We start from the raw sequence: 24,887 nt of genomic DNA on the forward strand, positions 1-24,887 counted from the left end.
AGAGAATAGAAACCTATGACATCCCAGACCTATCCTGAAGCGTTGCAAAAACAACTGGACGCTATCGTAAGCAGTTGCCCGTTGGTGCCGGTCATCACTATCGATCGTCCGGAAGACGCATTGCCGCTCGGGAAAGCCCTGGTGGAAGGCGGCGTCCGTATTCTGGAAATTACCTTGCGCACGCCGCACGCCCTGCAGGCGATCACGGACCTGCGGGCCGCGCTCCCCGAAGTTTGGGTTGGCGTAGGCACGGTGGCGACGGTTGAGCAATTCAAGGCAGCGGAAGATGCTGGCGCTCAATTCGTTATCACGCCGGGCTCCACCAAAGAACTGCTGGAATATGGCCTGACGGCGAAAATTCCGATGTTGCCGGGTGTATCTTCACTGTCTGAAGTCATGGAAGGTTATCGCCTGGGATATCGCGCATTTAAGTTCTTCCCGGCGGAAGTCGCTGGCGGCGTGTCTGCCCTGAAGGCTTTCTCCGGTCCTTTCCCCAATGTGAAGTTCTGCCCGACAGGCGGCATCACCCGGGAAAAAGCGAAAGATTATCTTGCCCTGCCAAACGTATTGGCGGTTGGCGGCTCTTGGTTAACCCCCAAAGACGCTATTTCCGCTGGCGATTGGCGGCAGATCCGGACTATTGCTGAAGAGAGTCTGGCCGCTATCTGACGGCGACTGGAATCTCTCTTTATCGATAGCAACGACCCTCCCTCATTGCATTAGCAATATATTTTTACCCGTCGCCTGGCGGGTTTTTTTATTTCTGAGCAGACCTATTCAAACAGGGTCTGCATGAGATCAGGTGTTGGCGCAGTCTATAAAGTAGAACAGGCAGTCGGTGGTGGCGATGATGGGATTGGTGGTCACCATGAACAGTTTCAATGGATGTTTGGGGGATAGTCTGCCGTTGATATCGGCGAAGTGATCATGCAGGCGCTCCCGCCCCAGATGGTCTTTGGCGGTCAAAGCTTCCAGGCCCGCCGCGCCTAGAATAGCCAGACGTTCGCCGGTGGGCACTGAACCGTAATTGAAACGGGCGGCGTCCAACGGCAGTGTTAGCGCCGCATCGGGGTCAGCAGCATCGCCGTAGTGCACTCGTCGGCCTGGCTTCAATTCCATGCGAATAGGATTGCGAAACCGGTTCACGCCATAATCGCGCCCGGCGGCGGCAAGCACCTGCTCGCTGCCGAAGTAACGCTGCATGCCTTCCCGCGCGATCAGCAGAGAGGTTTCATCCTGGGCTCCGCCGCATTCTATCGTCACCGTGGGCACGTCCAGCTCGCTGATTTCCATCAGAGCGCCCAGGCGCAGGTCGGTGACGATCAGGTCGTTGGTCCAGAGTGAGGTCAGGGCGCGGTGATCGGCGTCGCAGCGTATGGCGACGCCGAAGGCGGGACCGCTGCCTGACGTATTGTGCAGATCAATCAGGCACTCGGGTTTGCTGTCGTGCAAGAATCGCAGAATCGCTTCGGCTAATTTGCCCTGACCATCATCAAAGGGGGGGCGGAAGCAGCGGTTGAGATCACGCTGGCCAGGCAGCATGCGCTGGCTGAACATCGGAGGGGCCAAAGCTGCGGGAATGGAAGCGATAATGACGTCCAGATCCACCGCTGGGGTTTCGCCGGAGCGCAGGTACGCGTACAAGGCGCGGGCGCCGGAGGGCTCGTTGCCGTGCAGCAAGGTGCAGAAAGCGCGGCGGCGTGAATGGTCGCGGCCCTGCAGACGAATCAGCGTGGGACCGCCCAGGCGTTGCAAGAAACGGGTGAGGTCCTCTTCCAGCGCTAAACTGCGAATTCCTTCAATGACCTTGAGCGGCATAATAGACAGCCCCCTTGGGGATTCTCTGAGTCGATGGACGCATAAGACTTAGTAGGTCCATCGATGCACGGGTTCTCCACTACGATAATTATCCTGATAGCGAATCACCAGCTCTCTTAACGCCTCTTCATCATTGCGCTGGAGACGCAGTTTCTCAAGCATGCGTAATTGCCAGAGCGCGCCGTTGACCGGTTGCGCCAGATTCTGAGCGCACACTCCCAGATAGTGACGAATCTCCTCCGGGTCGATGGGCAGTACGTTCAGGCCTTGTTCCGCCACCGGCAGCATGTCGTCCAGAATGTCCATGACTGGCCGCTCCTGCAAGCCTTCGCCGTCTTGTCCCGGCCAGAACAGTCTGGCGCGCAGTCCGTATTTGGCGGCGCGATAAAAGTTGTATTCGCAGTAGCGGAAAGGAATGGCGGGAAGCATATCCTGCATGGACGGGCGCAGCCCTTCGATCAGCCCCACCATCAAGGCGGCGTTGGCGAGCATGTCCGTGGTGCTGGGGCCGGCGGGCAACGCGCGAATTTCTATGCGGATATGGCCGCCGTCCACCGGATCATAGATGGGGCGATTCCAGGCCCAGATACTGCCCTGATGCAAGCGCAGCTCATCCAAGGGCGGCGCCTGCCCGGGACGGGGTGCGTCTTCATCGCCGCAAATGGGGAGCAGCGGCTCAAACAGCGAGACGCCTTCGCAGAAAATCTCATGGGCGTCCTTGCGCACCCAGCCATTGCCGAATAACACCCTTGCGGGCAGCCTGAAGCGCAATGGCGTTTCCATACGACAGTCTGTCGCCTGTTTGAACAGGGCGATACGGGTTTCATGCCAGAGTCGACGCCCCAGAAACAACGGAGAATTGGCCGCCAGCGCCACGGCAAGCGGCGTGGCCAGTTGCGCGGCGTTAAAGGCGTCGGCGAAGTCCCCAGGGTTCACCCGATAATGAAACTGGAAAGAGGTGTTGGCGCCTTCCAGGGATACATCCTGCCAATACAGATCAAGCGTATCGCGGCCTTTGATGCTGATGTGAAAATCTTCACCTCGTTTATCCCGCAACTGTCGCGCCAGGGCCTGATAACGGGGACTCTCTGTAATCGCCTCCGGCCCCATATCGTCAGACGTCAGCGTCGGCAGAATGCCAATGGGCAGGAGTGAGGCCCCTTGCGCGGCGGCGTGAGTTTCCAGCGATTGCAAGACGCCGTCAATCTGTTGCTGCAGGGCGCGGAAAGGCGTTCCGGCGGCGGGTGTCGGCTCCAGATTATATTCTAGATTGAAGCGATTCAGCTCCAGCGTCAGATTGGGATCGTCAACGGCGGCCTGGATTTCCTGGTTTTTGGCCGTGGGCCGACCGTGCTTGTCGATGATGTATAGCTCCAGCTCCGCTCCGAAGGACGGCGGTCCGACGCCAAAGGCAGGGTCATCGAGCAAGTTTCGCAACGTCGCCAGATTTTCCTGTAATCGTCGTTGGAAGTCCGCGTATTCCTGAGCGCTGAACCGCGCCTTATCAATATGTCGCCCCATCTTCGCGAGTTCTCCAGCAACCGCTCACGCAGCTCACTTTTTTAATTAAAGTAGGCTAACTTTTCAGGGTGCGAAACTGCAGTGTGAAAAAAGCGGTTGCAGGGCGTCTTGTTCTGCTTACTCAGCCTGCTTGAAGGGAAGGTGGGCATTGGCGTCGCGAACATACTCACTGACGCCTTCGCGTTCTTCATCCAGAAAGTTGGCGATGGCCTGACGGAAAGCGGGATGCTCGATTCTATGCAGGGAGTAGGTGGGCGTGGGCCGAAATCCTCGCAGCAATTTATGCTCCCCTTGAGCGCCTGCGTCAAAGCGCAGCAGTTTATGCGCAATGCAGTAATCGATGCCCTGGTAATAGCAGGTCTCGAAATGCAGGTGATTGAACTCTTCAGTACAGCCCCAGTAGCGGCCGAACAGTGTTGACTGATTCTTCAGGAACAAGGCGCCGGCGACGTAGCGCTGCTCCCGTTGCGCCAGGATGAGAAATACCTGCTCCTGCATGACAGCAATCAGGCGCTGGAAAAAGGCGTAGCTGAGGTAGGGCCGCTGTCCTCGTTTCAGGTAAGTTAACTGGTAGAAGTCGTAAAAAGCCTCCAGTTCAGACTCGCCCACATCCGCTCCTTCGATCACCTTGAATGCAATGCCCTGGTTGAGCACTGCCTGGCGTTCTTTACGGATGTTCTTGCGTTTGCGTGAGGCTAGCGCCAGCAAAAAGTCATCAAAGGACGCATAGCCTTCGTTGAGCCAGTGGAACTGGGTTCCGTGGCGCAACAGCAGAGATTTGTCTTCACTCAGACTTTTCCGCGTGGCTTCGTCTGGAAACAACAAGTGCCAGGAAGAGGCGCCGGTTTGATGTATGCGTTCGCCCATGGCGTGACTGATCGCCAGTGAGACGCGCTCCCGCTCAGCGTTGGCGGAGACCAACAGACGCGGTCCGACGGAGGGCGTGAAAGGGATGGCAGTGAGCAGCTTCGGGTAATACTCCAGACCATGGCGATGGTAGGCGTCCGCCCAGGCCCAGTCGAACACATATTCTCCGTAGGAGTGGGATTTCAGATAACAGGGCGCAGCGCCGACTAAGACGTCTTGGGCGTCGCGGATCAGAATATGTTGCGGCCGCCAGCCGGTTGTTCCGGTGACGCAGCCGGTCGTCTCCAGGGCGTGCAGAAACTCGTAACGGATAAAAGGGTTGTCCACGCAGCTCAACTGATTCCATTGAACGGGGGAGACGGCTTCAATGCTGTCGATAAACTCCGCGCGCAGCGCTGTCATACTCGGGCCCAATGCATGTTTCGATGAAACCAGGAATTTGGCCCATTATTGGTCAGTTCGCCGTAAAGGAAAAGCCGGAGCGACGCCTGCGCCGTCCGGCGGAAGGAGATTACATGACGGATTCCAGGCCGCGCTGGGCGAGAATCTCCCGCGCCTCGCCGGATTCATAGGTTTTACGCAGCGCCTTATTGAACTGGTTCACCAGTTTGCGTCCGGTTTTTTTGCTGAACCCAATGTGATAGTTGCGTTCCGTGTGGGTCCAGGCGAAACGGACTTTGTCCGCGAGCCCGCTTTGCCGCATCAGGTCGAGGCCCACATCGCGATTGATATAGACAGAGTCGAGTTGTCCCTGAATCAGTTTTTTCAGGTTGCCCAGATCGTCCTTGGACAATTGTATGTCCATGTTCACCACAGGATTGATGCGATCCAGCGTCTTGGAGCTGCTGGACGGACCAAACACGCCCACCCTTTGGCCGCTGAAGCTGGACAGGGTCAGGTAGTCCTTTTTGTCCGTCGCCGGCACGAAGAATCCCCAGCTGGTGCGCAGAACTGGGAGGGTGTAGTACATCCATTCCGCGCGGCTTTCGCTCCAGCTCACCAGATAAACGCCATTGACGACGCCGGCTTTTACCTGTTCTTCCGACTTACTGAAAGATTCCTGTTTGATGCTGCATTCCACATTGATCTTTTTGCAGGTGAGCAGAATGACGTCGGTGACGGGTCCCCCCATCTTGCCATTTTCCTCGTAAACGAAGGGGCTGAATTCCGCAGAGTTGAAGATGAGCTGTTCGGATCTGGCGAAGCCCGCCAGGGAAAGGGAGATGAAAGTGATGACCGAGATGATTAAGCGCATTTTGACTCCTGTATAGTTGGTCGTTTTATCGGAGCGAACTGCAAAAAGGGGGCAGAACCGAAGTTCTGCCCCCTGAATTACTTACATCGGGCGGCGGCGTGCGAACCGCATGGTCAGCAGAGCCAGAATGCTCAGCAGACCCAGGCTGCCGCCTCCGTCATCCTTGCCTTTGTCCGTGGACTTTAAGTCCATCGTCACCACAACCGGATCGTGGTCGGAGCTGCGATAGGGGCCGACGCCGAAATATCCGGTGGAGTCTTTGTAGTATTTGAACAGGCCGTCCGCCTGCAGGGCGTAGGCTTCGATGGAGTTAACGTTCCAGTGATCGAGATCCACGATATCCTCCATGGCGGCGCGGCTGGCCAGGATATGGTCAAGGCTGCCTTGCGCGCCGTCGTAGGTATAAGAGAACCCTTCCGCATCATGGGTTTCAGCAACCAAAGCATAGCCATAGTTTTTGCTTACTTCCACTGCGGCCCCTGCGTCCATGCCAGTGTTGGCGGCGGTTTTGATGGTGTAGCCGTGGGTGGCCGGGTTGTAGTCGGTCAGCACGGAAATTGGGTCTTCCTTGGAGTAGGCGTTCAGGTCGCCCAGGATCAGAATGCGCTCAGGCAGACCCAGCGTCGCCAAGGCTTCGCCGAGGGTGACCGCAGCGGAAACGCGCAACGGGTTGCAGTTGCCCTGCATCTGGTCGATATCCGTGGGAGCGCTGTTATCGCAGGCGCTGCTGGAACGCTTGGATTTGAAGTGGTTGATGGAGACGGCGAAGCTCTGCCCGGTTTTCTTGTGAGTGAACGCCTGCACAAGAGAAGGACGCATGGCGGCGGTTTCTGCGCCTAGAGTCTGCTCGGGCATATCGACCACAATGGCGTCGCCTTTGGGGGTGACGTTGGCGGCGCGATAAATCAGGCCGACGGTGATTTGATCCGTCCCAGGCTTGCTGCCGTCTTTCGTCGACACGTAGGTATAGGCGTCTTCGCCGATTTCATTGTTTAGCGCCGTCACCAGTGTGTTGATAGCGGAGTCGTCGCCGAAACCGTCGTTCTCCAGCTCCATCAGGCCTACGACATCCGCGTCCAGAGTTTTCAAGGCTTTGACGATGCGCGCCTGTTGCAACAGGAACTCGTCCTCTGTTGTAGCGCCCCGTGGGTTGGCGGAGTAGTCGATGGAACCGTCGTCTTTTTTCACGCCGTTGAAATAGTTCAGGACGTTGAAGCTGGCCACCGCCAGATTGCCCAGCGCGGCTTCCGGCGCTGCGGTGCGGCCGGGGGAGGTGACGCTAATCGGAGCCATTGGGTTGATGCGGTACACATCGTAAGAGAAGTTCAGCGGCCCGGTGGCGGACACCAGATCGCCCAGCAGAATAGGATTGTCGTAGCCAAACTCAGGATAGAAGCTGACGCTGGCGGTATTCTGGCTGGAAGTATTGTCTTCGATGTAAAGCAGGTTGGCTTTGTTTTCCGCAATGACGGCGTCGTATTCCGCGCTGCCGGGAATGGCCGCGTCAGTGGGGGTCCATTTCAGCTTGTCGCTGATGGTAATTTCCCCATAGCGGCCCAGGCCGTAAGTATTGGCGACCACTGCATTAGACACGCTGACGACCATGCCTTCCAGCGCTTCCAGATTAAGATCTGCAGCAAACGGCAGGGTGATTGGCGTGACCGTGGCGACGGCGTCAGTGGCGCCGCAATCCGCCAGTTCGGAGACGCTGATCTGGCTGTTGCCGTGGTAATCGGAAACGGCGCCTTTTATACGCACCAGATTGCCCAGGGTCAGAGAGCCGCCGCCATTGCTGAATGCAAAGATGCCTTCAGAGGTCTGGGGATTGCCGTCTTCGTCAGAAGGTTCTTCCTGGACGAAGAAGCCGTTGTTACGAAAACCGGTGATTATGCCTTCAACGGTCACGGTCTGGTCTTTCATCGCCACTTCGTCAGCACTGCCTTGTACGGCGCTGATCAGTGTGGCTGCTTCGCCGCAGGCCCCCAGGGTCGGCGCAGGATCGCCGCCGTCGCCGCCATCTCCTCCGTCCGCGCCAGGGGCTTTGCCCAGCCCGCTGAAGGTGTCTTTCGCCAGTGTTTGCCACTGATCCTGGTTAAAATCCGGGTTGGCGGTCGTATCTGTACGGGACAGAGTGACATCTTTCAGGTAAGCGCTTGCGCCTTCTTTAAGCGTTCCCACACGGTCGACGATCGCGCCGCCAACCAGGCGCAACACGACGGAATCGCCGCCATTAAATCCGATGGCGTCGTCAGTTGAGGTGCTGTTGGCCAGCGCTTTCAAGCCATCATTAGCGCCGCTGTTAGCGTGCACATATACCGCGCCGGCCGCCAGGGAAAACGAAGGCAGGGTCATGTAGGCGTTAGGAGTTTCTGCGCCGTCTTTAAAACGGGCGATCTCATAGGCGCTGAGTTCTACGGCGTCGCTGCCGGTGTTGTAGAATTCCAGGGCTTTATTGTTGGAAGAACCTTCCACGTATTCCGAAATGATGAGGTCCGCCTGAGCGGAGAGTGGGAACGCGGTGATCATCGCCGCCATGAGGGCGCGGCGTCTGCTGTTTTCAGGATATTTCATTTTAATTATTTCCGAGTTACAACCAGGATTGTATAAAGTGCGTCCGGCCAATACTGCTCTGACTCCAGCCAGATATAACCGGACGAGAGCTTAGAGCAAGCGTTATGCCACGATCAAGGCGGGGGAAGAGCGTAATGTGACCTGGTTACAATAAATATAAATACCTATTACTCGGACAATAGAGGCAGCTGCAAACAAAACGGATTTAATAAGCGGCAAATCAATTGCTTATGAGGCGTCAGCCGGAGTCTGGCGAAGTTGGACGGACTAATCCGGGATAGAGTCAGGCTCTGTTTATTATTTGACCATATGATCAACAAGAGTGCATTTTCTGACGTGAAGGTCAAAAAATGCGCATCCTGAAAATCGCCTTTTATGGCGAGATGTTCAGTCAACAAATCCCAGTGGACTGGGGTAAAATCCTCCCTTCGTCATCTTCAAAGCCAAGTTGGCGGCATACCAATAAAACTACAGGTGGTCCGAACGGTGTCGGAAAATGAAGTCGCCGCGATGAGTTGGTGCGTGTATATGTTGCTGGCCAGCGATAACTCGCTGTATACCGGCATCACCAATAACCCTGCGAAACGTTTTCGGGATCATTTGCAGGGCAATGGGGCGAAGTATTTTCGCGGGCGTAAGCCAGTGCGTCTGCTGTATGTGGAGGCGGGACACGATCGCGCCAGCGCAAGCCGCCGGGAAATTGAGATTAAAAAACTAAAACGCAGTGGCAAACTGCGCCTGATAGAAGAAAATGTATTGGATAACGCTTTTCGGGAGTTGAATCGTAGTTGCTTCGGCCTGTGACGACAGGTCCCGCGTTCCTGATGCGACCTTCACCAAGTGAGATGGGAGAACAACACGATGTCCACGGACGTAATCGTCAGCCACTTTCTGGCTATTTTTTTCACCATGATTGGCGTGCATTACACCTGTCGTAGCCTGGGGCTGCGCAAGCGCACCGGCGTCAGTCATATTCATTACGGTTCCGCCGCCAGCAAAAGCTGGTTCGTGCGCTGGGTGTTCAATCTGTTTCGTTTACTGATTCTGGCGGTGACGGTGGCGCGGGTGTTCTATCCCGATGTGGACGCCTATCTTGGCGTATTTCCTGCGCTATACACGCCGGCGGTGTTGTGGACGGGAGTCGGCTTGCTGCTGTGTTCTTTTGGGTTGATTGATTACGTGCATTCCTACATGCACACGGACTGGCGCTCGGGCATTGATACTGACGGCAAGGCGCAGTTGCTGACTCAAGGGCCTTTCCGTTATTGCCGTAATCCGTTGTTCGCTGGCGTATATATCGGCCAGATTGGGCTGTTTCTGGCGCTGCCGTCACTGTTTACTTTGGCGTGCCTGCTCATCGGCGCAGGGATGATCGCCATTCAAACGCGATTGGAGGAGGCCGCTCTGCGACGCGCATACGGACAAGCCTATGAGCGTTACTGCGAACGGGCGCCCCGCTGGCTGCCCCGTTTCGGTAAGGCCATAGGGCCGGGCTGGCAGGATTAAGCGTTCAGCCCTTTTCCGCTTCCAGCAGGCGCATGAAAACCAGGGTGATTTCCGCGGTTTCCTCCGGCGCTTCGATCATCGGCGCGTGGCCGACGCCATCGATGATCATCTTGCGTGAATTGGCGATCTGCCGGGTGAATACCTCCGCATTGCGATAGTTGATCACCCGGTCTTCTTTCCCCCACAGCACCAGGGTGGGGCTTCTGATGTCCAGCAACACTTGCTTGAAGTCATAGCGGTGTCGCTCTCTCACCAATTCCGCGAATATATGGTCGTAAATGCCCGTGTTGGCGATGGCTTTTTCCGTGAGCACGGAAGTAATCGGCCAGGGAATGAAAGGCTTGTCCTCCATGGCGAATTCCATGAGGGCGTCAAAATCCTCCGGCTTTCTCACTATTAGCGGGTTTTCTCCCTTTTGCAGGCGCGTTTCCAGCTCGCTGGAAAAGTCATACACGCCAGCGGGGTCCATCAGCACTAACGAAGCGACGCTGTCTGGATATTCGGCGGCGTACATCGAAGAAATCGCTCCGCCCATGGAATTTCCCATCAAGTGAAAACGGCTCAGGCCGGCGGCTTCGGTAAAGGCGCGCACGTAGCCGACCTGATCGTCGATATCATAGGGAATGCTGGTGTCCTTGCTGCTGTCGCCATGGCCCAACAGGTCGAGGGCGACGATCTGATAGCGCGGGGGAAGATGGCGTATGAAACGCAGCCAGTTTTCTTTGCTGGCGCCGAAGCCATGCAACAGCAGGATCGTTTCGGCGTCCGGCGGCGCCTGATTTTCCAGAAAAGCGAAATGACGCCCCTGGGTCTCCAGGCTTTTGGGAGTCACGCCCGCCTGGGAGCGTTCGAAGTCCATGGCGAGATCGTACAGGCCGTATTTGATCTCGGAACACGCCGACAGCAGGGTCAGCGCAGCGATGAGAAACCCGGCCCGGAAAATCTGAGCGGAATGAGACATGCGCATGCTGTTTCCTGTAAATCCATACTGACAGACAGGAGCCCTGTGAGCGTCGCTGGACACGGGATCTAAGGGCTGCCGTAAGCGGACATTTAATCAAATCCGGAGCCGCCGAGGCAACGGTCTAGCCTTGAATCTGAGTGGCGGCGCGGCCGAATTCTCCACACTGATCTACACTGAGATTGATCTGTAAATCAACGCGTCTTTTGCTTCTACATGAATATGACGCCCAGGCTGATTGCGGTGGAGAACCAGGCTATGAACGCTGACACCCAACCCCCTGACGACAGTTATTGGCGCGACGCCGATCGCGAAGAAAGCGATGAGTTGAAGTTTCAGCTGGAGCAACGCGCCCGTACGGGCGAGCCCATGCGCGGATTCAAGCTGAGCCGTGCGGAACTGTCCGGGGTTGATCTGGTGCGGCGCAACGCCAAGGGCGGCTATCAACTGGTGGAGTCCGATCTTTACCGCGCCAACCTGGAAGGAGCCCATTGCTTTCACTTGGATTTACGGGGCTCTTCCCTGATGAAAGCCAATCTCAGCAAGGCGAATTTACACTGCGCCAACCTGCAGGACTGCAACCTGTTGGGGGCGGTGTTTGAGCAGACCAAAATTGAACACATCCAGTGGGGCGAAAAACTGCTGCAGGAGAAACTGGCGGAAAAAGCCGCCAATCGTGAGCAGAAGCTGGATTTGTATCAGCAGGCGGAAGAAATCTATCGGCATTTGCGCAAGGTCGCAGAGCAGCAGGGACTTTTCGAAACCGCCGGCCATTTTTTCCAGAAAGAAATGCTGATGCGACGTTTCCAGCTGCCGCCTTTCTCCGGCGCGCGCTTCGTCTCCAAACTGGTGGATTTATTCTGCGGTTACGGTGAGCGTCCTGACCGCGTCATTATTTTTTCCTGTCTTATGGTGCTGGCCTTCTCTCTGATCTATTTCACCCTGGGCATCCGCGAAGGAGAGCAGGCCCTATATGCGGGCGGCGGCGCCAATTTGTGGTCGGAATTGCAGTATTTTCTGAGCTGTCTGTATTTCAGCGTCGTCACCTTCACCACCCTGGGCTATGGAGACCTTGCCCCGGTGGGTCTCACCCGTGCGTTCGCCGCGACCGAAGCCTTTGTCGGCAGTTTCACCCTGGCGCTCTTTGTTGTCGTTTTCGTGAAGAAAATGACGCGATAGACGGCCCGGTTGAAATCTGATCCCGCCGTTGTCCCTTCAGGACATGGGCTATAGTTAAATTAATTGTGACAGGACTGAAATATTCGGGAGCCGGCTTATGGGATTCTCATATTTCATGGTTGCGGCGGTGTTGAGCGCTTCATGCAGTCTGGAGCCGCCCGCGCCTACGCAGCCTTTATACAGGGTGGCGGTGATTGACCGTTTTTATCCTGGCGATGAGTCCTTCGCTTCCGAAGAAGACAAGGACATGGACGGTTGGCTCAATGGCATGGTCGACCTGGATCGCGACCGCAAGCGGGAACCGCTATACCATGGCGACATCGTCAGCCTGCTGGCCTCCGCGCCGCAAGTGGAGGTGACGCCTTATCCTCTCACTCCCGGTCAGCCTGCGCAGGAAGAAATCCTGCGGCAGTTGGCGGAAGTACGCAAACATGTCTTCTGGGGCGAGCCCATCGACGCGGTGGTGTTGTCATGGGAGTCCTCCACTTTGATCAGCGCTTTTGAAAAGCCCCTGCGTGCGGAGAATGTGGAAAACTACAAAGCGGTCGTGCGCAGCTGGGCGGAGCATGATCCGGTATGGAGTCTCAGTTATCGCATCATTCGTCTGATGGAGGATCTGGCGGAAAGCGGTGTGCAGGTCTACACCATCGCCGGCAATGGCGGGCGCGGCATGGTCAACACCTATTCCTTTGCGGATGGCGTAGTGACGGTGGGCGCGGTGGAGGAGGAACTGGGCGACTTCATCGCCGATAACGAATTAGTGGATACCCACGAGCAAGCCGCGTACTTCTTCCGATTGGTGCTGGACGCCACCGGCGCTCCGGTAGGCTACGATGTAGACGGAGATGATTGCGCGGATGTGCCGGTAACCTGTCTCACAGGCTACTCCCCTGAACGTAAGGATTATCCGGCGAAACCCTGGCCGCCATTGAAAGGCTCTTCCTTCGCCGCGCCCATGGCGCTGCGCAGGCATCTTTTGGGCGATCAAAGCCACAGGTGCTCTGGGACCTGAAGCAAATTGAGGGGCGCTTCCGCCGTTACGCCACCAGAAGGTTGCGGAAGCCTTTTTTCAAATACTCCATCTGATCCGCCAGAATGCGTCGATTGGCCAGATACAGATACTCGTAGCGGTTCGGCGTATAAGGCACCGCCAGCAATTCCATGTTGCACTCGCTCAACAGCCGCGCGCCCTTATGCCCGTTGCAGCGTTTGCAGGCCGTCACCACATTGGTCCACACGTTACGACCGCCACGGCTCAAGGGCACGATGTGATCGCGGCTCAGCAGACTGTGGTGGAATTTTTCGCCGCAGTACATGCAGCGGAAGCTGTCTCGGGAAAAAAGGTAGCGGTTGAGGAGGGGAGGAATGCTGCGTAGTTCTTTGGGGTCCTTGCGGCCAACGATGATCTGCGGCACGTCAATGCTGGACTGAACTCCTTGCGAGTTATACCCGCCATGCAGTGTGGAGCATATTTCTCCAAATGTGTATAACGCCCTATCGCACACGATCTCAGTCACGGCGGCGTAAACATCCAGCCAACACTGAGGAAGTCCTGACGGCGTTATCTTGAGTACCATGGGATACATGGACACCTCTGATCTTTCGTCAATTAGGCACGTTCCAGTGCTATATGAAATACATTTACTCTGACAGTTGTATTACAAGTGAGCAGTTTTTTCCATGTATTTCGGTAAATTAAGTGAGCAAGTCGATGATTTTTTGTACGCCCGGAACGGATTTTGTATTCCTGAAAGTGGTCAGTGTAAGCGCTGTAAAAATGGCGGGAAACGGTCCCCCGAAACCGCTTTCTTATGCTGCCTGTCCAGTCATCAATAACCGGGTGGTTCTTTCCCTCTGCTACACTTTCAACAACAGCCTTTCAGAGCAGGGACATGGATATGAGTGGGAGTATTTCAGAGGCGCAGTTGCAGACAGTCGGAGGTGCGCCGACAGTGAATAAAGCGCCGTTGTCCGCCTACCGTCCTTCCACCAAAATCGCCTCAGAAACCAGCAATGACGAGGACATGCTCAACCGGTCGCCTCTGGCGGACACCCTGGCCGGCTTTCTGGCCGCCCCGGCTAACAATGATCATCAAACCATTGGACTCATGGGGGATTGGGGCGTTGGCAAAACCTCGTTTATTCAGCAGTTGAAGAAGACGCTGCGGGAAAAGTACGGTGAGGAGCAGCCCTTTCTCTTCGGCGAGTATAACGCCTGGAAATACGAGCATACGGAGAGTCCTCAGGCCGGGCTGGCGCAGGAGACGATCAAGGCATTGTCAGCGTTTGCAACACCGGCAGGGAACGGGAAATCCTCTTCCTTGAAGCTTAATATGGTCGGAAAGGCGCTTTTTTCACTGGCTGCGGTGATTATTCTCGCTCTCGCAGCGCTGCATTTTCTAAAGGCCTACGCCGGATTCAATACCTGGGTGACCAATTTAATCGGCGACGGCATGGTGTCCTGGCTGATGTCCGCCAGCGTCGTATTGGCGGCGTCCTCCATCCTGTATTTGCTGTACCTGGGATATCACAACCGGCAAAAACTGCTGCTGACATTCAAGTTCGGCTGGAAACTGAAGTCAGAGCGCATTTGTATCTTCGCCGCCGTATTGGGATTGCAGATCGTATTCTGGTGCGTGCAATACTCGGACGACACTTCCGTGTTCTCCTCAGGCATCGGCAAAATCGCCGCGCATATTCCCGCATTGTTGCTGGCGGGTTCCTATAAATACTTTCAGACGGTCTGGGCGAGTCCCATGGCGCCGGAGTTGAACACGTATCTGCGTCTGCCCACCTATGGGCACTATCTGGGAACCGCTCCGGTCATGCACAACCATCTGCAATCGCTCTGCGAGCTGCGGCTGAATCCGAAAAAAGGACCGGAAAGCCGCTTTCTGCTGGTGGTGGAGGATTTGGATCGCTGTAGTTATGAAAACATCGTCAAAACCTTTGAGACCCTGCGTCTGGTGATGAATATTCCCCGCGTCACCGTGATCATCGCCATCAACCAGCAGATCGCCCTCACTGCGCTGGCGATGCATTACGAAAAGCTGGCCCCGCAGCACAAGTGGCAGAATCCCCAGGCGATTGCGCGGGATTATCTGGCGAAAGTCATGCATGTGCCTATTACGCTCAGCGAGCCGGATGCGGCCGCCGTAACGCGCTATTTGGGAAGTGTTTGCGGCGCTCAGGCTGACCTGCAGCAGGAAACGTCCCACATGGCGATTCATAAACTGCTGCCCGATGCCCCAGCTCGCGCCAACGCGGAAGGCATGGCGCCCCAGCAAAAACAAGCGTTTTATTACTGGCTGGAGCATTTCGAGTTAAGTAATCCCAGGCAAATCAAGCGCCTGTATAATGGTTATAACCTGCTGCGCGCCTACCTGCGGGAGGACTGGCTGCAGACCGAGGATGAAGCGCCGGGCCTGAGCGAACAGCGGCAACCTCTCGCTTATCCCATGATGGTTGCGCTGTTTGCGATGGAATACGTCAACGATCATCCAGATCAGCTTGGCGAGAAAGGGCTGCATTACTGGAAAAAATTCCTGCGCGGCGAGCGGGTGAAACCGCTGGAAGACGGCGACAGCCTGGGCCGCATCGATCATGACGTTCTGACGATCATCAAAGAGCCGGCATGGGAAGACAAACTCATTCCGGCGATTAAGGCGTTTGTGCTGCCCGCCATTGAAACCGAGGAGATTGAGCCCGTGCTGAAGGGCTGAAGCAGGACGCCCCCAACCTTTACCCGATACCAATTCCCGCCGCATACCAGTAAAGTGAGTATTTAAGGCAGGTTATTGATCGTACGTTTTATGCTGAGTAGAGTTTTGGGCGGGTGTTTGCGGCCGCTGATTATCGCCGTGACAGTGTTCCTTTCCGCTTGCGCAGAGACTACATCCAGTCCGCAACTGCATCTTGGCGATGCGGATCTGGACTGGGTAGGGCGCAAAGTTTTTCAAAATGAATGCGCGGGCAAGCGCGAATGTCTGGTGACCTGGAATCAGGGAGAAGCGTTTCCATCCCTGGGAATCGGTCATTTCATCTGGTATCCCGCAGGTGTTGAGGAGAAGTTCAAGGAAAGCTTTCCTCTGCTGTTTCAATACATGCTGACGCAAGGCGTGGTCGCTCCTTCCTGGATACTGGAGCTGGACCCGCTCGACGCCCCCTGGCCAACCCGACAGGCGTTTCTGGCGGTTCAGAACAGTCCGCAGGTTGAGGAACTGCGGGGCTTTCTGGAACGTACTAAAGCGCAGCAGGTCGCCTTTATGTTTCAGCGGGCGTCCACGTCGTTGGAAGCGATCATTGAATCTGCGCCGGTCGGCAGCCATGAAACCATCCGTCTGCGGGTCATGCGCTTGAGCGAAACCCGCGGCGGGGCCTATGCGCTGATTGATTACGTCAATTTCAAAGGCGACGGCCTGTCGGAGTCGGAGCGCTACAAAGGCGAGGGCTGGGGCCTGAAGCAGGTGCTGGAGGAGATGGATCGCTTTGAGCAGGGAAGGACGCCTTTGCTGGCGTTCCGGATGGCGGCGATCTTTGTGCTGGAAAGACGGGCGCATAACGCCGCAAATCCTATCGAAAAGGAAAAATGGCTGCCGGGATGGAAAAACCGGCTGACCACATACACGGACCCGGAGGCTTCGTAATCGTGCTGGAGATTTCCAACAAAGTCAGCATTCCCGACCATGAAATTGACATGCAAGCCATCCGCGCCCAAGGCGCGGGGGGGCAGAATGTCAACAAAGTGTCTTCCGCCGTGCATCTGCGCTTTGATATCAGGGCGTCGTCGTTGCCGGACATTTACAAGGAAAGGCTGCTGGAGCTGAGCGATCAGCGCATCACCAAAGACGGCGTTATCGTCATTAAAGCCCAGCAATATCGCACTCAGGAGCAAAATCGCGAGGACGCGCTGGTGCGGTTGAAGGAAGTGATCGTGGGAGCGATGGCGACGCGCAAGAAACGCATCGCCACCAAGCCTACCAAGGGCTCACAAACCCGACGCCTGGACGGCAAAACCAAGCGCGCTCAGGTCAAATCCTCCCGCGGGCGAGTGAACCGTTACGACTGATTTATATTATTAATATGGCGATGATATTGGCCTGCCTGATTAATAGTTCTCGCAGTCCGCCGACAGACTGTGATTGCAACCGTCGCGGCCAATATACTGCTGAGTGCTGTACTCGGCGATCGGCAGTTTAGCCACGGTCATGCCGTCTTCGGTGAGCGCGTCCACATAATCCACGAATCCCTGCGCATACTCGGTGAACGTATCCACATACAGGCCGGCGTTATAAGGCGTGGCGAACGTGTTGTAGCCATCCTGGCCGGAGGCGATGAAGTCGTTGGTGACCACGGTGTAGGTCGCGTTCAGGTCGATGGCGCTCCAGTCCCCCGCCACACGTGAGTTCACCTCCACATTGGACAGGCGCGCGCCTTTGGCCTGTGAGGCGTCCACATTGAAACGCAGGCCGGCGGCGTAGGGGTAGGAGCCGGAAGAGCCATTGTTATCCAAGGTATTCGACAGCGCATCCTCCAGCACGTCGACGATTTGTTGTCCTGTCATCTCCAGCGTCACCAGGGTGTTGGAGAAGGGAAGCAACGTAAAGGCGTCCGCCACGGTGAGGTCGCCCATGGGAATGTCCGTTCTCACGCCGCCGCCGTTCTGGATGGCGATATCGGCTGTGGGCGTCACGGTCAGGAAGGCTTTGGCGACGATATTGGATATGTCGCTGCCGTTAACGTAGTTGTCTGCGACATCGCACAAACTGGAGCGCGATTCGCCGGGCCAGCGGACCAGACACAGGTTGTCTGATACCGTACCGATCACGGTCTGCTTCAGGGTATCCACTTCATCGTCATAAATCGCCAGCAGGCGCTCTGAAATGGCGTCCGCCGTGGTGGAGACGATTTCCTTGCGGCTGGTCAGCGCTTGCGTCACCCGGTCGGCGTCAGCGGCAGGCAGGGTTTTAGTGACTTTATCCGCGGCTGTATAGGTGAACGACTTGGCGACTGGCATGTAAGGATTTCCGCTACAGGCGGTGACTTTTCCGCTGGCGTCGAAGCTGACGTCCAGGGCGCCCAGCAGGTGCGCGTATTCCCATGCGTGTACGATACAGACCGCGTCCCCGGCTTTATCCGTGGCCTTTTTCGGGTAGTCGCTGACGACGTTGAAGCCCAGTTGGGTGAACGTTTCTCCGCCCATCAAGGTGTGGGAGTCGCCGCCGACAATGACATCCACCCCAGTCAGGCTCGCAGCCAGGGTTTGGTCGTTGGCGTAAGTGTAGTGCGTCATCAGGATGATTTTGTTGACGCCCTGGGCGCTGATTTCATCAATGTATTTCTGCGCGGTGGCGGTTTCGTCGAGTAGAGTGGTGCCGGCGTCAGGACGGCTGGATTCCTGGGTCTTTTGCGCGATATCGATACCGATAAGGCCAATTTTCTGGCCGCCCACTTCTTTGATGACATACGGCTTGATGTAGCCTTGGGCGATAGGCGAGGCGTCGCCGGGAGCGACGTTGGCCGCCAGGACGTCGGTTCCGCAATCGTCCGCCGCCAGATAGTTCAGGAATGACGCCAGGCCGCTATCGCCGTTGTCGAACTCATGGTTGCCGAGGGCGAAGGCGTCAAAACAGATCCGGTTCATCATCTCCGCATCCGCTTCGCCGCCGAACAGCGTGAAATACAGAGTGCCGGTGACCGCGTCTCCAGAGTGTAGTTTCAAGACATTGCGCTTTTCATCCGCCAGGGTGTCGGCAAGGCTGGTCAACATAGGAAAACCGCCGTAAGAAACGGTCACCGAACCGATGTCAGAGCCGTTATCCGCCTTGGTTTGCAGACCCAGCGCGCTCACGTCGTAACTGAAGGTGGACGCGGCGAGATGGGAGTGATGGTCGTTGATGTGCAGGATGCTCAGGCTGAACCCGGAGTCGTCATTGCTTTGGGTGTTGTTGCTGTCGCTGCAGGCGGCGAGTGCGATCGACGCGCACAATACTGCGCCTGTGCGCGTTAAAGGAAAAGGCGCCATAAGACATGCTCCACAGTGAATTTGAGTGTTGAAGTTCGTTGTTATCGGAGCAGGGAGTGTCCCACTGAATTATTGCGGCAATGTTGCAACTAACGGAGAAGGAAAGAGGGGCGCTCCCTGTGGCGCGGCGTCAAGGGAGCGGTAGCGATATGGCGTCGCGTCAGGATGACTTGGGGACGCCCAGATATTTCTGGCGAATGCGGTCGTACTCGCCGGACTCGCGAATCATGCGCAAACCTTTGTTGAACTTCAGCATGGTGTCCAGACTCATGGGGTGTCTTTTGCTGAAACAGGTGTAATAGGGCGCGCTGGATATGCCGATGAAGTTCAATTCGGGGGGATTCTCCATCTGCTGCGCCTCGTACTGAATCGTGTCGGCGAAGGAATAGATGGCGTCCACGCGCTGGAAGGTGAGCATATTGAGCAGCAGTTTGTCTGTTCCCACGGTTTCGATGTTTTCCAGTCCCGCTTTTTCCAGCTCCGTCTCCAGGTTGTAACCGCGCACCACCGCCAGCTTGTAGGGTTTCATATCACTCAGTGCGACGACTTTATGAATTTTGCGTCCGCTCAAGGTGAAAAAGCCTTTCTCCAGTGCGCCCAGTTCGTCGGAGAAGTATAGAAAGCTTTCTCTTTCCGGCAGATACGAGCAACTGCAGAGGCCGTCGTAGGTTCCGGTTCTGGCCAGCTCCAGCGCGCGATTCCATGGGAAATAGCGGAAGGTGACCGCCACGCCCACCTGTTGGAAGGCGGCCTGTAACAGCTCGATGTCGTAACCCGGCCGGTCCGTGTTCTCGGGAGAGTCGATTTTTTGAGGAGGGAAGTAGTTGCACGCCAGATTGATGGAACTGTCAGCGGAGGCGGCGGTTGTCCAGAGTCCTGTGCTGACCAGTAACCAGAACGCCAATCTACGTAATAAAACGATGCTCAATAGGACCTACCCGTATGCTCGAAACCAAATCAAGAATTATCATGAGGCCCGGCGCTGCGTGACGAGTGCATGTTTAGAAGAGCGTCGTCGCACGAACTCGCGCTGGGCAAAATTTCACCAATCTAAAGTATGTCCGGCCCTGGTCTATTTCAATTCAGGCGCGTTCCCAGCGTCCGTATTTTTACACTCTTTTTAAAAGTGACGCTATTTGACTTTTTTACAGTAGATTGATGAAAAACGAGTCAAATTGTCATGATTTTGTTGCGAACAAGCCGGATCAGGGCGTGGGGAGCGTGATCCTGTCGTTTCGATGTTTACAATTTGCGTCTGCGTGAGAGAAGGGAGCCGAGACGCTCCGGGTTAAGCTTTCGCTCTCTTTTCTCACGCCATGTTCACCCACTCTGTCGACAGGAGGACATTGATTTGTCATATGAACAGCGATTGCGGCGCACCGAGAAAGAGTATCCTTTCGATCTTTGGGCGGAGCGTTTCCAGGATGGGTTGGAGCAATATACGGACGAGAATAACACCGCCGCCAGACGGATTATGGATAATTTGTTGCAAGCTCTGTTGGAGCTGAGTGAAGGCGCGACGGAGAAGGTGAAGGTCAAACAGTTTGAGGTCGCCGTGGAGTCGCTTAACTACCTTAACGACACAGTGGGCGGGGACTTGATCGAAACGGCGGAAAGGGAAGAGCTGTGCGATCTGTTTGACGCCATCGCGGTAGCGGCGGGCATCGATCCGGAAAATTATGGCGACGGGGAGGGTATCGCCAGCGAGTGGCGAGACTGGTAAGCTGCTGATGTGACAAGTCGTCCGCTCTGATGCAGGCGCGTTGGAGTGGGCGCGAAAGGAATAATAATCAGCGAGAAAGCAGGAATGACCGACTTCCACGATATTCAGAAGACTTTTCCCCATGAGCAGGACTGGACGGCGCTTCAGGAAAATACCCTGATAGAATTAGTCCAGGATTATCAATCAGAACCCTTCTGCGCCAACTCCGCCCTTGTTGAACTCGCCATCCGCAATCATCCGAAAACCACCGAACTGAGCGAGCACATACTGGACGACGAACGGGCGGACAAATGGCTGAAGGCCTCCGCGCTGGGCTCTCTCCTTACCAAAGACTTCAAGCGCGCCTTGGACAAGTCCCTGGGTTTTATCGACCACTGCGATCACCGGCTGCTCTGCGAGCTGGTGGAAGCGATGAATTATGAGTTTCAGGGCGAACTCAAAGACTACGCCGCCAACCACGCCACTACTCAGAAATTGAAACAGCGCCTGCGCGCCGGCGCGGACAAAGACGTGGATTACTGCGAATTGTTTTACGAGTACGTGGGGGCTGAGTAAAAATAGCCGCTTTCGATTATTCGTAAGCTAAGGAGTCAAAACGTGCTCGTCAGCACCATTTACCCCGTTCAACCTATTGGAAACGGCCGCTTTTCCGTCATGGCCAAACCGGTCGCCGGGGAGTGGATGGAAGAGGAGTTCGCGGGCATCGCCCGCAGCGGCGTCACCAGGATGCTGTCTCTACTGGAGACCCAGGAGATTCGTGAGCTGGGGCTGGCGCAGGCGCCGGAGCTGTGTCGCCGCTTGGGCATGGCGTTTACCCATTTCCCCATTCCCGATTTCGGATTGCCCAGGTCCGTGCGGGACGTCGCCGCACTGCTGGACGCTATTTATCCCGCCGTGTTGGCGGGCGATCATCTGGTTATTCACTGCCGCGCCGGCATCGGACGCACTGGCACGATCGCCGCCTCTTTGCTGGTGCGTCATGGCTGGACCCCAGAGCAGGCTTTCGCTGAAATCAGCTTGAAGCGCGGCGTGGAAGTGCCGGATACGGACGCGCAGCGGCGCTGGGTGATAGAGCATGCCCGCGCTTTATCCCAATAATGTCAACTTCTCGTCTACGTAGTACTACTTAGATTGAGTCCGTAGTTATGCGGGCGTATTCGCCCACCGCCTAACGGCGCTAATACGGATAGAATTTGATCAGTCAAAAAGAGAGCATTTTGTGAAGCGCCCGGGTACGAGTGCGACGCGAGCCCGTTGCCGTTTAACGGCGACGGCGGTTATTACGCGAAAATAAATATAAGAAAGGTACACAATATGACTCTTAAGCGATTCCTGAGAATCCTTCCCGTATCTGTTTTGTTGGCTTTCGGAATCTCCGGATGCAACGAATCCAGTCCGGCCGCCAGTGCGCAGGCCGCCTCCCCAGAAGCCAAAGCCCCGGAACAAGTGTATACCTTGAGACTGGCGGAAACCTGGCAGCCTAACTTCCCGATATTCGGCGATGCGCCCCGCAATATGGCGGCGATGGCGGAAAAGATGTCCAATGGCCGGCTGAAAATCACCATTGATTCCGCCAACAAGCACAAAGCGCCCTTCGGCGTGTTCGATATGGTCAAGACTGGCCAGTATGACATGGGCCACTCCGCTTCCTATTACTGGAAAGGCAAAGTGCCTGAGACGCTTTACTTCACCACCATGCCTTTCGGCATGATCGCGCCGGAGCAATACGCTTGGTTTTACTACGGCGGCGGCATGGATCTGATGGAGAAAGTCTACGCCAAGCACAACATACTCTCGTTCCCTGGCGGTAATACCGGCAACCAGATGGGCGGTTGGTTCCAGAAAGAAATCAACTCGCTGCAGGACCTGCAGGGTCTGAAAATGCGTATTCCCGGATTCGCCGGCGAAGTATTGGCCAAAATCGGCGTGAGCCCCACCAATATCCCTTCCGGCGAGCTGTATACCGCGCTGGAGCGCGGCACCATTGACGCTCTGGAGTGGGTCGGTCCCTCTCTGGATTTGCGGATGGGCTTCCACAAAATCGCGCCTTATTACTACACCGGCTGGCATGAGCCTGCGACCGAGTTGCAGTTTATGATCAATAAGAAATCCTGGGAGAAACTGCCTGCGGACCTGCAGGAGATTCTGCGTGTGTCCATGCGCACCGCCGCCTACGACATGTATATCCAGTCCACTCATGAGAGCGCGGTGAATTGGGCGACCATTCAAACGGAATTCTCCAACGTCAAACTGCGCACTTTCCCCAAAGAAGTTATCGCCGCCATACGTAAGGCGAACGACGAGCTGCTGGCGGAAAAAGCCGCTACCGATCCCATGGCGGCGGAAATCCTCAAGTCGCAGCACGATTACATGCTGAAAGCGCGTCGCTGGACCGAGATTTCCGATCTCGCCTACCTCAACAGCCAACCCCAAGGCTAATCGCAGTTAAACCCGGGGCCGTTCAGACAGAGCGCGCCTCCGGCGGAACTTTCACTGGCGTATACAAAGCGCCTGCCTGTTATAGGCGGGCCTGAGGAGACGCTGTGTGTGGGAGCAATCTGCTGGAGGGCTGTCCTGCGCCCGGGCCGGAGTGGAATATGCAGTGGATTAAGATCTTCGATCGCCTGTTCGAGCGGGCGTCTCACCTCTGCGGCCTTATCGCCGCAGGCTGTTTCCTGATGATGCTGGTCAACGTGTTTTATGACGTGGTGATGCGATATCTGTTCAATCAGGTGTCTATCGGCATGCAGGAATTGGAGTGGCATCTGTTCGCCGCCGTCTTTTTATTAGGCGTTCCTTATGCGCTGCGTACGGATGGCCATGTGCGCGTGGATGTGCTGTATGAAGGCTGGTCGGATCGAGTGAAAGCCATCGTCAACATGGTTGGGGCGATCGTATTCGTCACGCCATTCTCACTGCTGGTGATGTATTTCGGTTTTGGCTTCACCGTGGATGCTTTCGATCTGATGGAAGGCAGCGGCGATCCAGGCGGTTTACCTTATCGCTGGATCATTAAGTCATTGATTCCTCTGTCCTCTCTGCTGATTCTGCTGTCCGGCCTGGGCATGATCACTCAGGCGCTGAGAGTGCTGCTGTTGGGAGAGAAGTACGCAGAGTCTCATGCGAAGGAGGGCTTGGCGTGATCGGCATTATTATGTTCGCGGTGGCGTTGCTGATGTTGATGTTCGGCTTCCCCGTCGCATTCACTTTTGGCGGCGTGGCGTTGGTGTTCGGCTTGATCGCCCAGGGGCCGGAGCTGTTCGCTTTCATGCCGTATCGTATTCAAAGCATCATGGAAAATACCGTGATGATGGCCATTCCCATGTTCATTTTCATGGGGTTGGTGTTGCAGAAGACCCGATTGGCGGAGCAGCTGCTGGAGGCCATGGGACGTCTTTTTGGCGGCGTGCGCGGCGGCTTAGCCATTTCCACCGTACTGGTCGGCGCCTTGCTGGCGGCTTCTACAGGCGTGGTTGGAGCCAGCGTGGTGGCCATGGGGCTGATTTCATTGCCGGTCATGCTGAAGTACGGCTATCACAAGGGTTTGAGCACCGGGACCATCTGCGCCTCCGGCACCTTGGGGCAGATTATTCCTCCCTCTATTATTCTGATTATTCTGGGCGATGTGATGGGCATTCCCGTAGGCGATCTGTTTCAGGCGGCGGTGGTTCCTGGCGTGGTGCTGATCGTCGCCTACATTGCCTATATTTTGATTGTCGCCTGGCTGAACCCCGATATGGCGCCGGCATTGCCGGACAACGGCGAGAACCGGGCGCAGCAGGTGAAAATCGCGCTGTTCTCTATCCTGCCGCCATTGGCGTTGATTCTGGTGGTGCTGGGATCGATCTTCACTGGCGTCGCGACGCCGACGGAGTCCTCCGCTCTGGGTGGCGTGGGCGCCTTGCTGCTGGCGGTGTGCTATCGCCAGTTTTCCTGGAAAATGGTGTGGGAGTGCAGTCGCGAAACCGTGACGGTCACCGCCATGGTGTTTGCGATTCTGCTGGGCGCGACGGCGTTTTCCATGACCTTCACTTATGCGGGAGGCGATACGCTGGTGGAGCACTGGATGACGCAATTGCCCGGTGAGAAGTGGGGCTTTCTGATCCTCACCATGCTGGTTATTCTGGTGCTGGGATTTTTCATCGATTTCGTGGAAATCTCTTTTATTATTGTGCCGATCCTGGCGCCGGTGGCGGAATCGCTGGGCATCAGTATGGTCTGGTTTGCGGTGTTGATCGCCATGAACCTGCAGACCAGCTTCCTGACGCCGCCGTTTGGGTTTAGTTTGTTCTATCTTAAAGGAGTCGCTCCGAAAGAGGTGACTACGATGGACATTTACCGGGGCGTGACGCCATTCATCATCCTGCAGGCGCTGGTGCTGATTTTGCTGCTGGTCGCGCCAGGATTGTTTGGCTTTGAAGTCTGATTGAGGCGAGGCGCAGGGAGGCGCTCCGCCAGATCC

Annotated in this window: 23 protein-coding genes; 14 read left to right on the forward strand and 9 right to left on the reverse strand. The window is 56.1% G+C overall.

The window, feature by feature from the left end:
• The first annotated feature begins 15 nt into the window (after positions 1 to 15).
• Positions 16 to 669, forward strand: coding sequence for a bifunctional 4-hydroxy-2-oxoglutarate aldolase/2-dehydro-3-deoxy-phosphogluconate aldolase (locus ACQYWX_RS01650; protein WP_127968059.1), 654 nt, complete (start codon positions 16 to 18; stop codon positions 667 to 669).
• A gap of 129 nt (positions 670 to 798) precedes the next feature.
• Here the strand turns inward: ACQYWX_RS01650 and ACQYWX_RS01655 are convergent, their stop codons facing one another.
• From ACQYWX_RS01655 to ACQYWX_RS01675, 5 genes are all read right to left on the reverse strand, one after another.
• Positions 799 to 1,818, reverse strand: a complete 1,020-nt coding sequence (locus ACQYWX_RS01655; protein ID WP_431687669.1) for a hypothetical protein — start codon at positions 1,816 to 1,818, stop codon at positions 799 to 801.
• A 48-nt stretch (positions 1,819 to 1,866) separates the two neighbouring features.
• Complete coding sequence (locus tag ACQYWX_RS01660; RefSeq protein WP_431687671.1) at positions 1,867 to 3,339, reverse strand: hypothetical protein; 1,473 nt, start codon at positions 3,337 to 3,339, stop codon at positions 1,867 to 1,869.
• 117 nt (positions 3,340 to 3,456) lie between these two features.
• Positions 3,457 to 4,608 (reverse strand): GNAT family N-acetyltransferase, encoded by a 1,152-nt coding sequence (locus tag ACQYWX_RS01665; protein WP_431687672.1) that lies wholly within the window; start codon positions 4,606 to 4,608, stop codon positions 3,457 to 3,459.
• A gap of 109 nt (positions 4,609 to 4,717) precedes the next feature.
• Positions 4,718 to 5,461: a substrate-binding periplasmic protein gene (locus ACQYWX_RS01670; protein ID WP_431687673.1), complete on the reverse strand. Its 744-nt coding sequence runs from the start codon at positions 5,459 to 5,461 to the stop codon at positions 4,718 to 4,720.
• An 81-nt stretch (positions 5,462 to 5,542) separates the two neighbouring features.
• Positions 5,543 to 8,032 (reverse strand): ExeM/NucH family extracellular endonuclease, encoded by a 2,490-nt coding sequence (locus ACQYWX_RS01675; RefSeq protein ID WP_431687674.1) that lies wholly within the window; start codon positions 8,030 to 8,032, stop codon positions 5,543 to 5,545.
• 486 nt (positions 8,033 to 8,518) lie between these two features.
• Here ACQYWX_RS01675 and ACQYWX_RS01680 point away from each other — a divergent pair, with 486 nt between their 5' ends.
• On the forward strand, positions 8,519 to 8,836 hold the full coding sequence (locus ACQYWX_RS01680; protein ID WP_216738933.1) for a GIY-YIG nuclease family protein: 318 nt from the start codon (positions 8,519 to 8,521) through the stop codon (positions 8,834 to 8,836).
• 57 nt (positions 8,837 to 8,893) lie between these two features.
• On the forward strand, positions 8,894 to 9,538 hold the full coding sequence (locus ACQYWX_RS01685) for a methyltransferase family protein (RefSeq protein ID WP_279500159.1): 645 nt from the start codon (positions 8,894 to 8,896) through the stop codon (positions 9,536 to 9,538).
• Between the two features lie 4 nt (positions 9,539 to 9,542).
• Here ACQYWX_RS01685 and ACQYWX_RS01690 read toward each other — a convergent pair whose 3' ends face one another.
• Positions 9,543 to 10,505, reverse strand: a complete 963-nt coding sequence (locus tag ACQYWX_RS01690; protein ID WP_431687675.1) for an alpha/beta fold hydrolase — start codon at positions 10,503 to 10,505, stop codon at positions 9,543 to 9,545.
• A 252-nt stretch (positions 10,506 to 10,757) separates the two neighbouring features.
• Between ACQYWX_RS01690 and ACQYWX_RS01695 the strand changes: the two genes are divergently transcribed.
• Both ACQYWX_RS01695 and ACQYWX_RS01700 read left to right on the forward strand, forming a co-directional pair.
• Complete coding sequence (locus ACQYWX_RS01695; protein ID WP_431687676.1) at positions 10,758 to 11,678, forward strand: ion channel; 921 nt, start codon at positions 10,758 to 10,760, stop codon at positions 11,676 to 11,678.
• Between the two features lie 97 nt (positions 11,679 to 11,775).
• Positions 11,776 to 12,690 (forward strand): hypothetical protein, encoded by a 915-nt coding sequence (locus ACQYWX_RS01700; protein WP_431687677.1) that lies wholly within the window; start codon positions 11,776 to 11,778, stop codon positions 12,688 to 12,690.
• A 25-nt stretch (positions 12,691 to 12,715) separates the two neighbouring features.
• Here ACQYWX_RS01700 and ACQYWX_RS01705 read toward each other — a convergent pair whose 3' ends face one another.
• The gene (locus ACQYWX_RS01705; RefSeq protein WP_216739001.1) at positions 12,716 to 13,255 is read right to left on the reverse strand and encodes an HNH endonuclease; all 540 of its coding nucleotides are present in this window, start codon (positions 13,253 to 13,255) and stop codon (positions 12,716 to 12,718) included.
• 321 nt (positions 13,256 to 13,576) lie between these two features.
• Here ACQYWX_RS01705 and ACQYWX_RS01710 point away from each other — a divergent pair, with 321 nt between their 5' ends.
• The 3 genes from ACQYWX_RS01710 (at position 13,577) to arfB (ending at position 16,746) form a co-directional block, all read left to right on the forward strand.
• Positions 13,577 to 15,400: a P-loop NTPase fold protein gene (locus tag ACQYWX_RS01710; RefSeq protein ID WP_431687678.1), complete on the forward strand. Its 1,824-nt coding sequence runs from the start codon at positions 13,577 to 13,579 to the stop codon at positions 15,398 to 15,400.
• Between the two features lie 90 nt (positions 15,401 to 15,490).
• Positions 15,491 to 16,324, forward strand: a complete 834-nt coding sequence (locus ACQYWX_RS01715; RefSeq protein WP_216738939.1) for a hypothetical protein — start codon at positions 15,491 to 15,493, stop codon at positions 16,322 to 16,324.
• Positions 16,325 to 16,326: 2 nt separating this feature from the next.
• Entirely contained in the window at positions 16,327 to 16,746 is a 420-nt protein-coding gene (arfB, locus tag ACQYWX_RS01720; RefSeq protein WP_431689491.1) for an alternative ribosome rescue aminoacyl-tRNA hydrolase ArfB, read from the forward strand.
• A gap of 39 nt (positions 16,747 to 16,785) precedes the next feature.
• On the opposite strand, the gene ACQYWX_RS01725 is transcribed toward arfB, so the two are convergent.
• Positions 16,786 to 18,702 (reverse strand): 5'-nucleotidase C-terminal domain-containing protein, encoded by a 1,917-nt coding sequence (locus tag ACQYWX_RS01725; RefSeq protein WP_431687679.1) that lies wholly within the window; start codon positions 18,700 to 18,702, stop codon positions 16,786 to 16,788.
• A 160-nt stretch (positions 18,703 to 18,862) separates the two neighbouring features.
• Positions 18,863 to 19,630, reverse strand: a complete 768-nt coding sequence (locus ACQYWX_RS01730) for a substrate-binding periplasmic protein (protein ID WP_431687680.1) — start codon at positions 19,628 to 19,630, stop codon at positions 18,863 to 18,865.
• A 423-nt stretch (positions 19,631 to 20,053) separates the two neighbouring features.
• On the opposite strand from ACQYWX_RS01730, the gene ACQYWX_RS01735 reads away from it, so the two are divergent.
• From ACQYWX_RS01735 to ACQYWX_RS01760, 6 genes are all read left to right on the forward strand, one after another.
• Positions 20,054 to 20,425, forward strand: coding sequence for a hypothetical protein (locus ACQYWX_RS01735; protein ID WP_431687681.1), 372 nt, complete (start codon positions 20,054 to 20,056; stop codon positions 20,423 to 20,425).
• An 84-nt stretch (positions 20,426 to 20,509) separates the two neighbouring features.
• Positions 20,510 to 20,980: a hypothetical protein gene (locus tag ACQYWX_RS01740; protein WP_216738944.1), complete on the forward strand. Its 471-nt coding sequence runs from the start codon at positions 20,510 to 20,512 to the stop codon at positions 20,978 to 20,980.
• A gap of 42 nt (positions 20,981 to 21,022) precedes the next feature.
• Complete coding sequence (locus tag ACQYWX_RS01745) at positions 21,023 to 21,523, forward strand: protein-tyrosine phosphatase family protein (RefSeq protein ID WP_431687682.1); 501 nt, start codon at positions 21,023 to 21,025, stop codon at positions 21,521 to 21,523.
• Between the two features lie 216 nt (positions 21,524 to 21,739).
• On the forward strand, positions 21,740 to 22,864 hold the full coding sequence (locus ACQYWX_RS01750) for a TRAP transporter substrate-binding protein (protein ID WP_431687683.1): 1,125 nt from the start codon (positions 21,740 to 21,742) through the stop codon (positions 22,862 to 22,864).
• Between the two features lie 158 nt (positions 22,865 to 23,022).
• Positions 23,023 to 23,568 (forward strand): TRAP transporter small permease subunit, encoded by a 546-nt coding sequence (locus tag ACQYWX_RS01755; protein WP_431687684.1) that lies wholly within the window; start codon positions 23,023 to 23,025, stop codon positions 23,566 to 23,568.
• Complete coding sequence (locus ACQYWX_RS01760; RefSeq protein ID WP_216738948.1) at positions 23,565 to 24,851, forward strand: TRAP transporter large permease; 1,287 nt, start codon at positions 23,565 to 23,567, stop codon at positions 24,849 to 24,851. Before ACQYWX_RS01755 ends, ACQYWX_RS01760 begins: the two co-directional genes overlap by 4 nt.
• Positions 24,852 to 24,887 lie beyond the last annotated feature (36 nt).

Origin of the sequence: Hahella sp. NBU794, assembly GCF_050749805.1 — a bacterium.
Lineage (GTDB): Bacteria > Pseudomonadota > Gammaproteobacteria > Pseudomonadales > Oleiphilaceae > Hahella.

Bases quoted from the DNA above. Each gene is read 5' to 3' on its own strand.
- ACQYWX_RS01650 (WP_127968059.1), top strand. From the start codon at position 16: ATGACATCCCAGACCTATCCTGAAGCGTTGCAAAAACAACTGGACGCT.
- ACQYWX_RS01655 (WP_431687669.1), bottom strand. From the start codon at position 1,818: ATGCCGCTCAAGGTCATTGAAGGAATTCGCAGTTTAGCGCTGGAAGAG.
- ACQYWX_RS01660 (WP_431687671.1), bottom strand. From the start codon at position 3,339: ATGGGGCGACATATTGATAAGGCGCGGTTCAGCGCTCAGGAATACGCG.
- ACQYWX_RS01665 (WP_431687672.1), bottom strand. From the start codon at position 4,608: ATGACAGCGCTGCGCGCGGAGTTTATCGACAGCATTGAAGCCGTCTCC.
- ACQYWX_RS01670 (WP_431687673.1), bottom strand. From the start codon at position 5,461: ATGCGCTTAATCATCTCGGTCATCACTTTCATCTCCCTTTCCCTGGCG.
- ACQYWX_RS01675 (WP_431687674.1), bottom strand. From the start codon at position 8,032: ATGAAATATCCTGAAAACAGCAGACGCCGCGCCCTCATGGCGGCGATG.
- ACQYWX_RS01685 (WP_279500159.1), top strand. From the start codon at position 8,894: ATGTCCACGGACGTAATCGTCAGCCACTTTCTGGCTATTTTTTTCACC.
- ACQYWX_RS01690 (WP_431687675.1), bottom strand. From the start codon at position 10,505: ATGCGCATGTCTCATTCCGCTCAGATTTTCCGGGCCGGGTTTCTCATC.
- ACQYWX_RS01695 (WP_431687676.1), top strand. From the start codon at position 10,758: ATGAACGCTGACACCCAACCCCCTGACGACAGTTATTGGCGCGACGCC.
- ACQYWX_RS01700 (WP_431687677.1), top strand. From the start codon at position 11,776: ATGGGATTCTCATATTTCATGGTTGCGGCGGTGTTGAGCGCTTCATGC.
- ACQYWX_RS01705 (WP_216739001.1), bottom strand. From the start codon at position 13,255: ATGGTACTCAAGATAACGCCGTCAGGACTTCCTCAGTGTTGGCTGGAT.
- ACQYWX_RS01710 (WP_431687678.1), top strand. From the start codon at position 13,577: ATGAGTGGGAGTATTTCAGAGGCGCAGTTGCAGACAGTCGGAGGTGCG.
- ACQYWX_RS01715 (WP_216738939.1), top strand. From the start codon at position 15,491: ATGCTGAGTAGAGTTTTGGGCGGGTGTTTGCGGCCGCTGATTATCGCC.
- ACQYWX_RS01725 (WP_431687679.1), bottom strand. From the start codon at position 18,702: ATGGCGCCTTTTCCTTTAACGCGCACAGGCGCAGTATTGTGCGCGTCG.
- ACQYWX_RS01740 (WP_216738944.1), top strand. From the start codon at position 20,510: ATGACCGACTTCCACGATATTCAGAAGACTTTTCCCCATGAGCAGGAC.
- ACQYWX_RS01750 (WP_431687683.1), top strand. From the start codon at position 21,740: ATGACTCTTAAGCGATTCCTGAGAATCCTTCCCGTATCTGTTTTGTTG.
- ACQYWX_RS01755 (WP_431687684.1), top strand. From the start codon at position 23,023: ATGCAGTGGATTAAGATCTTCGATCGCCTGTTCGAGCGGGCGTCTCAC.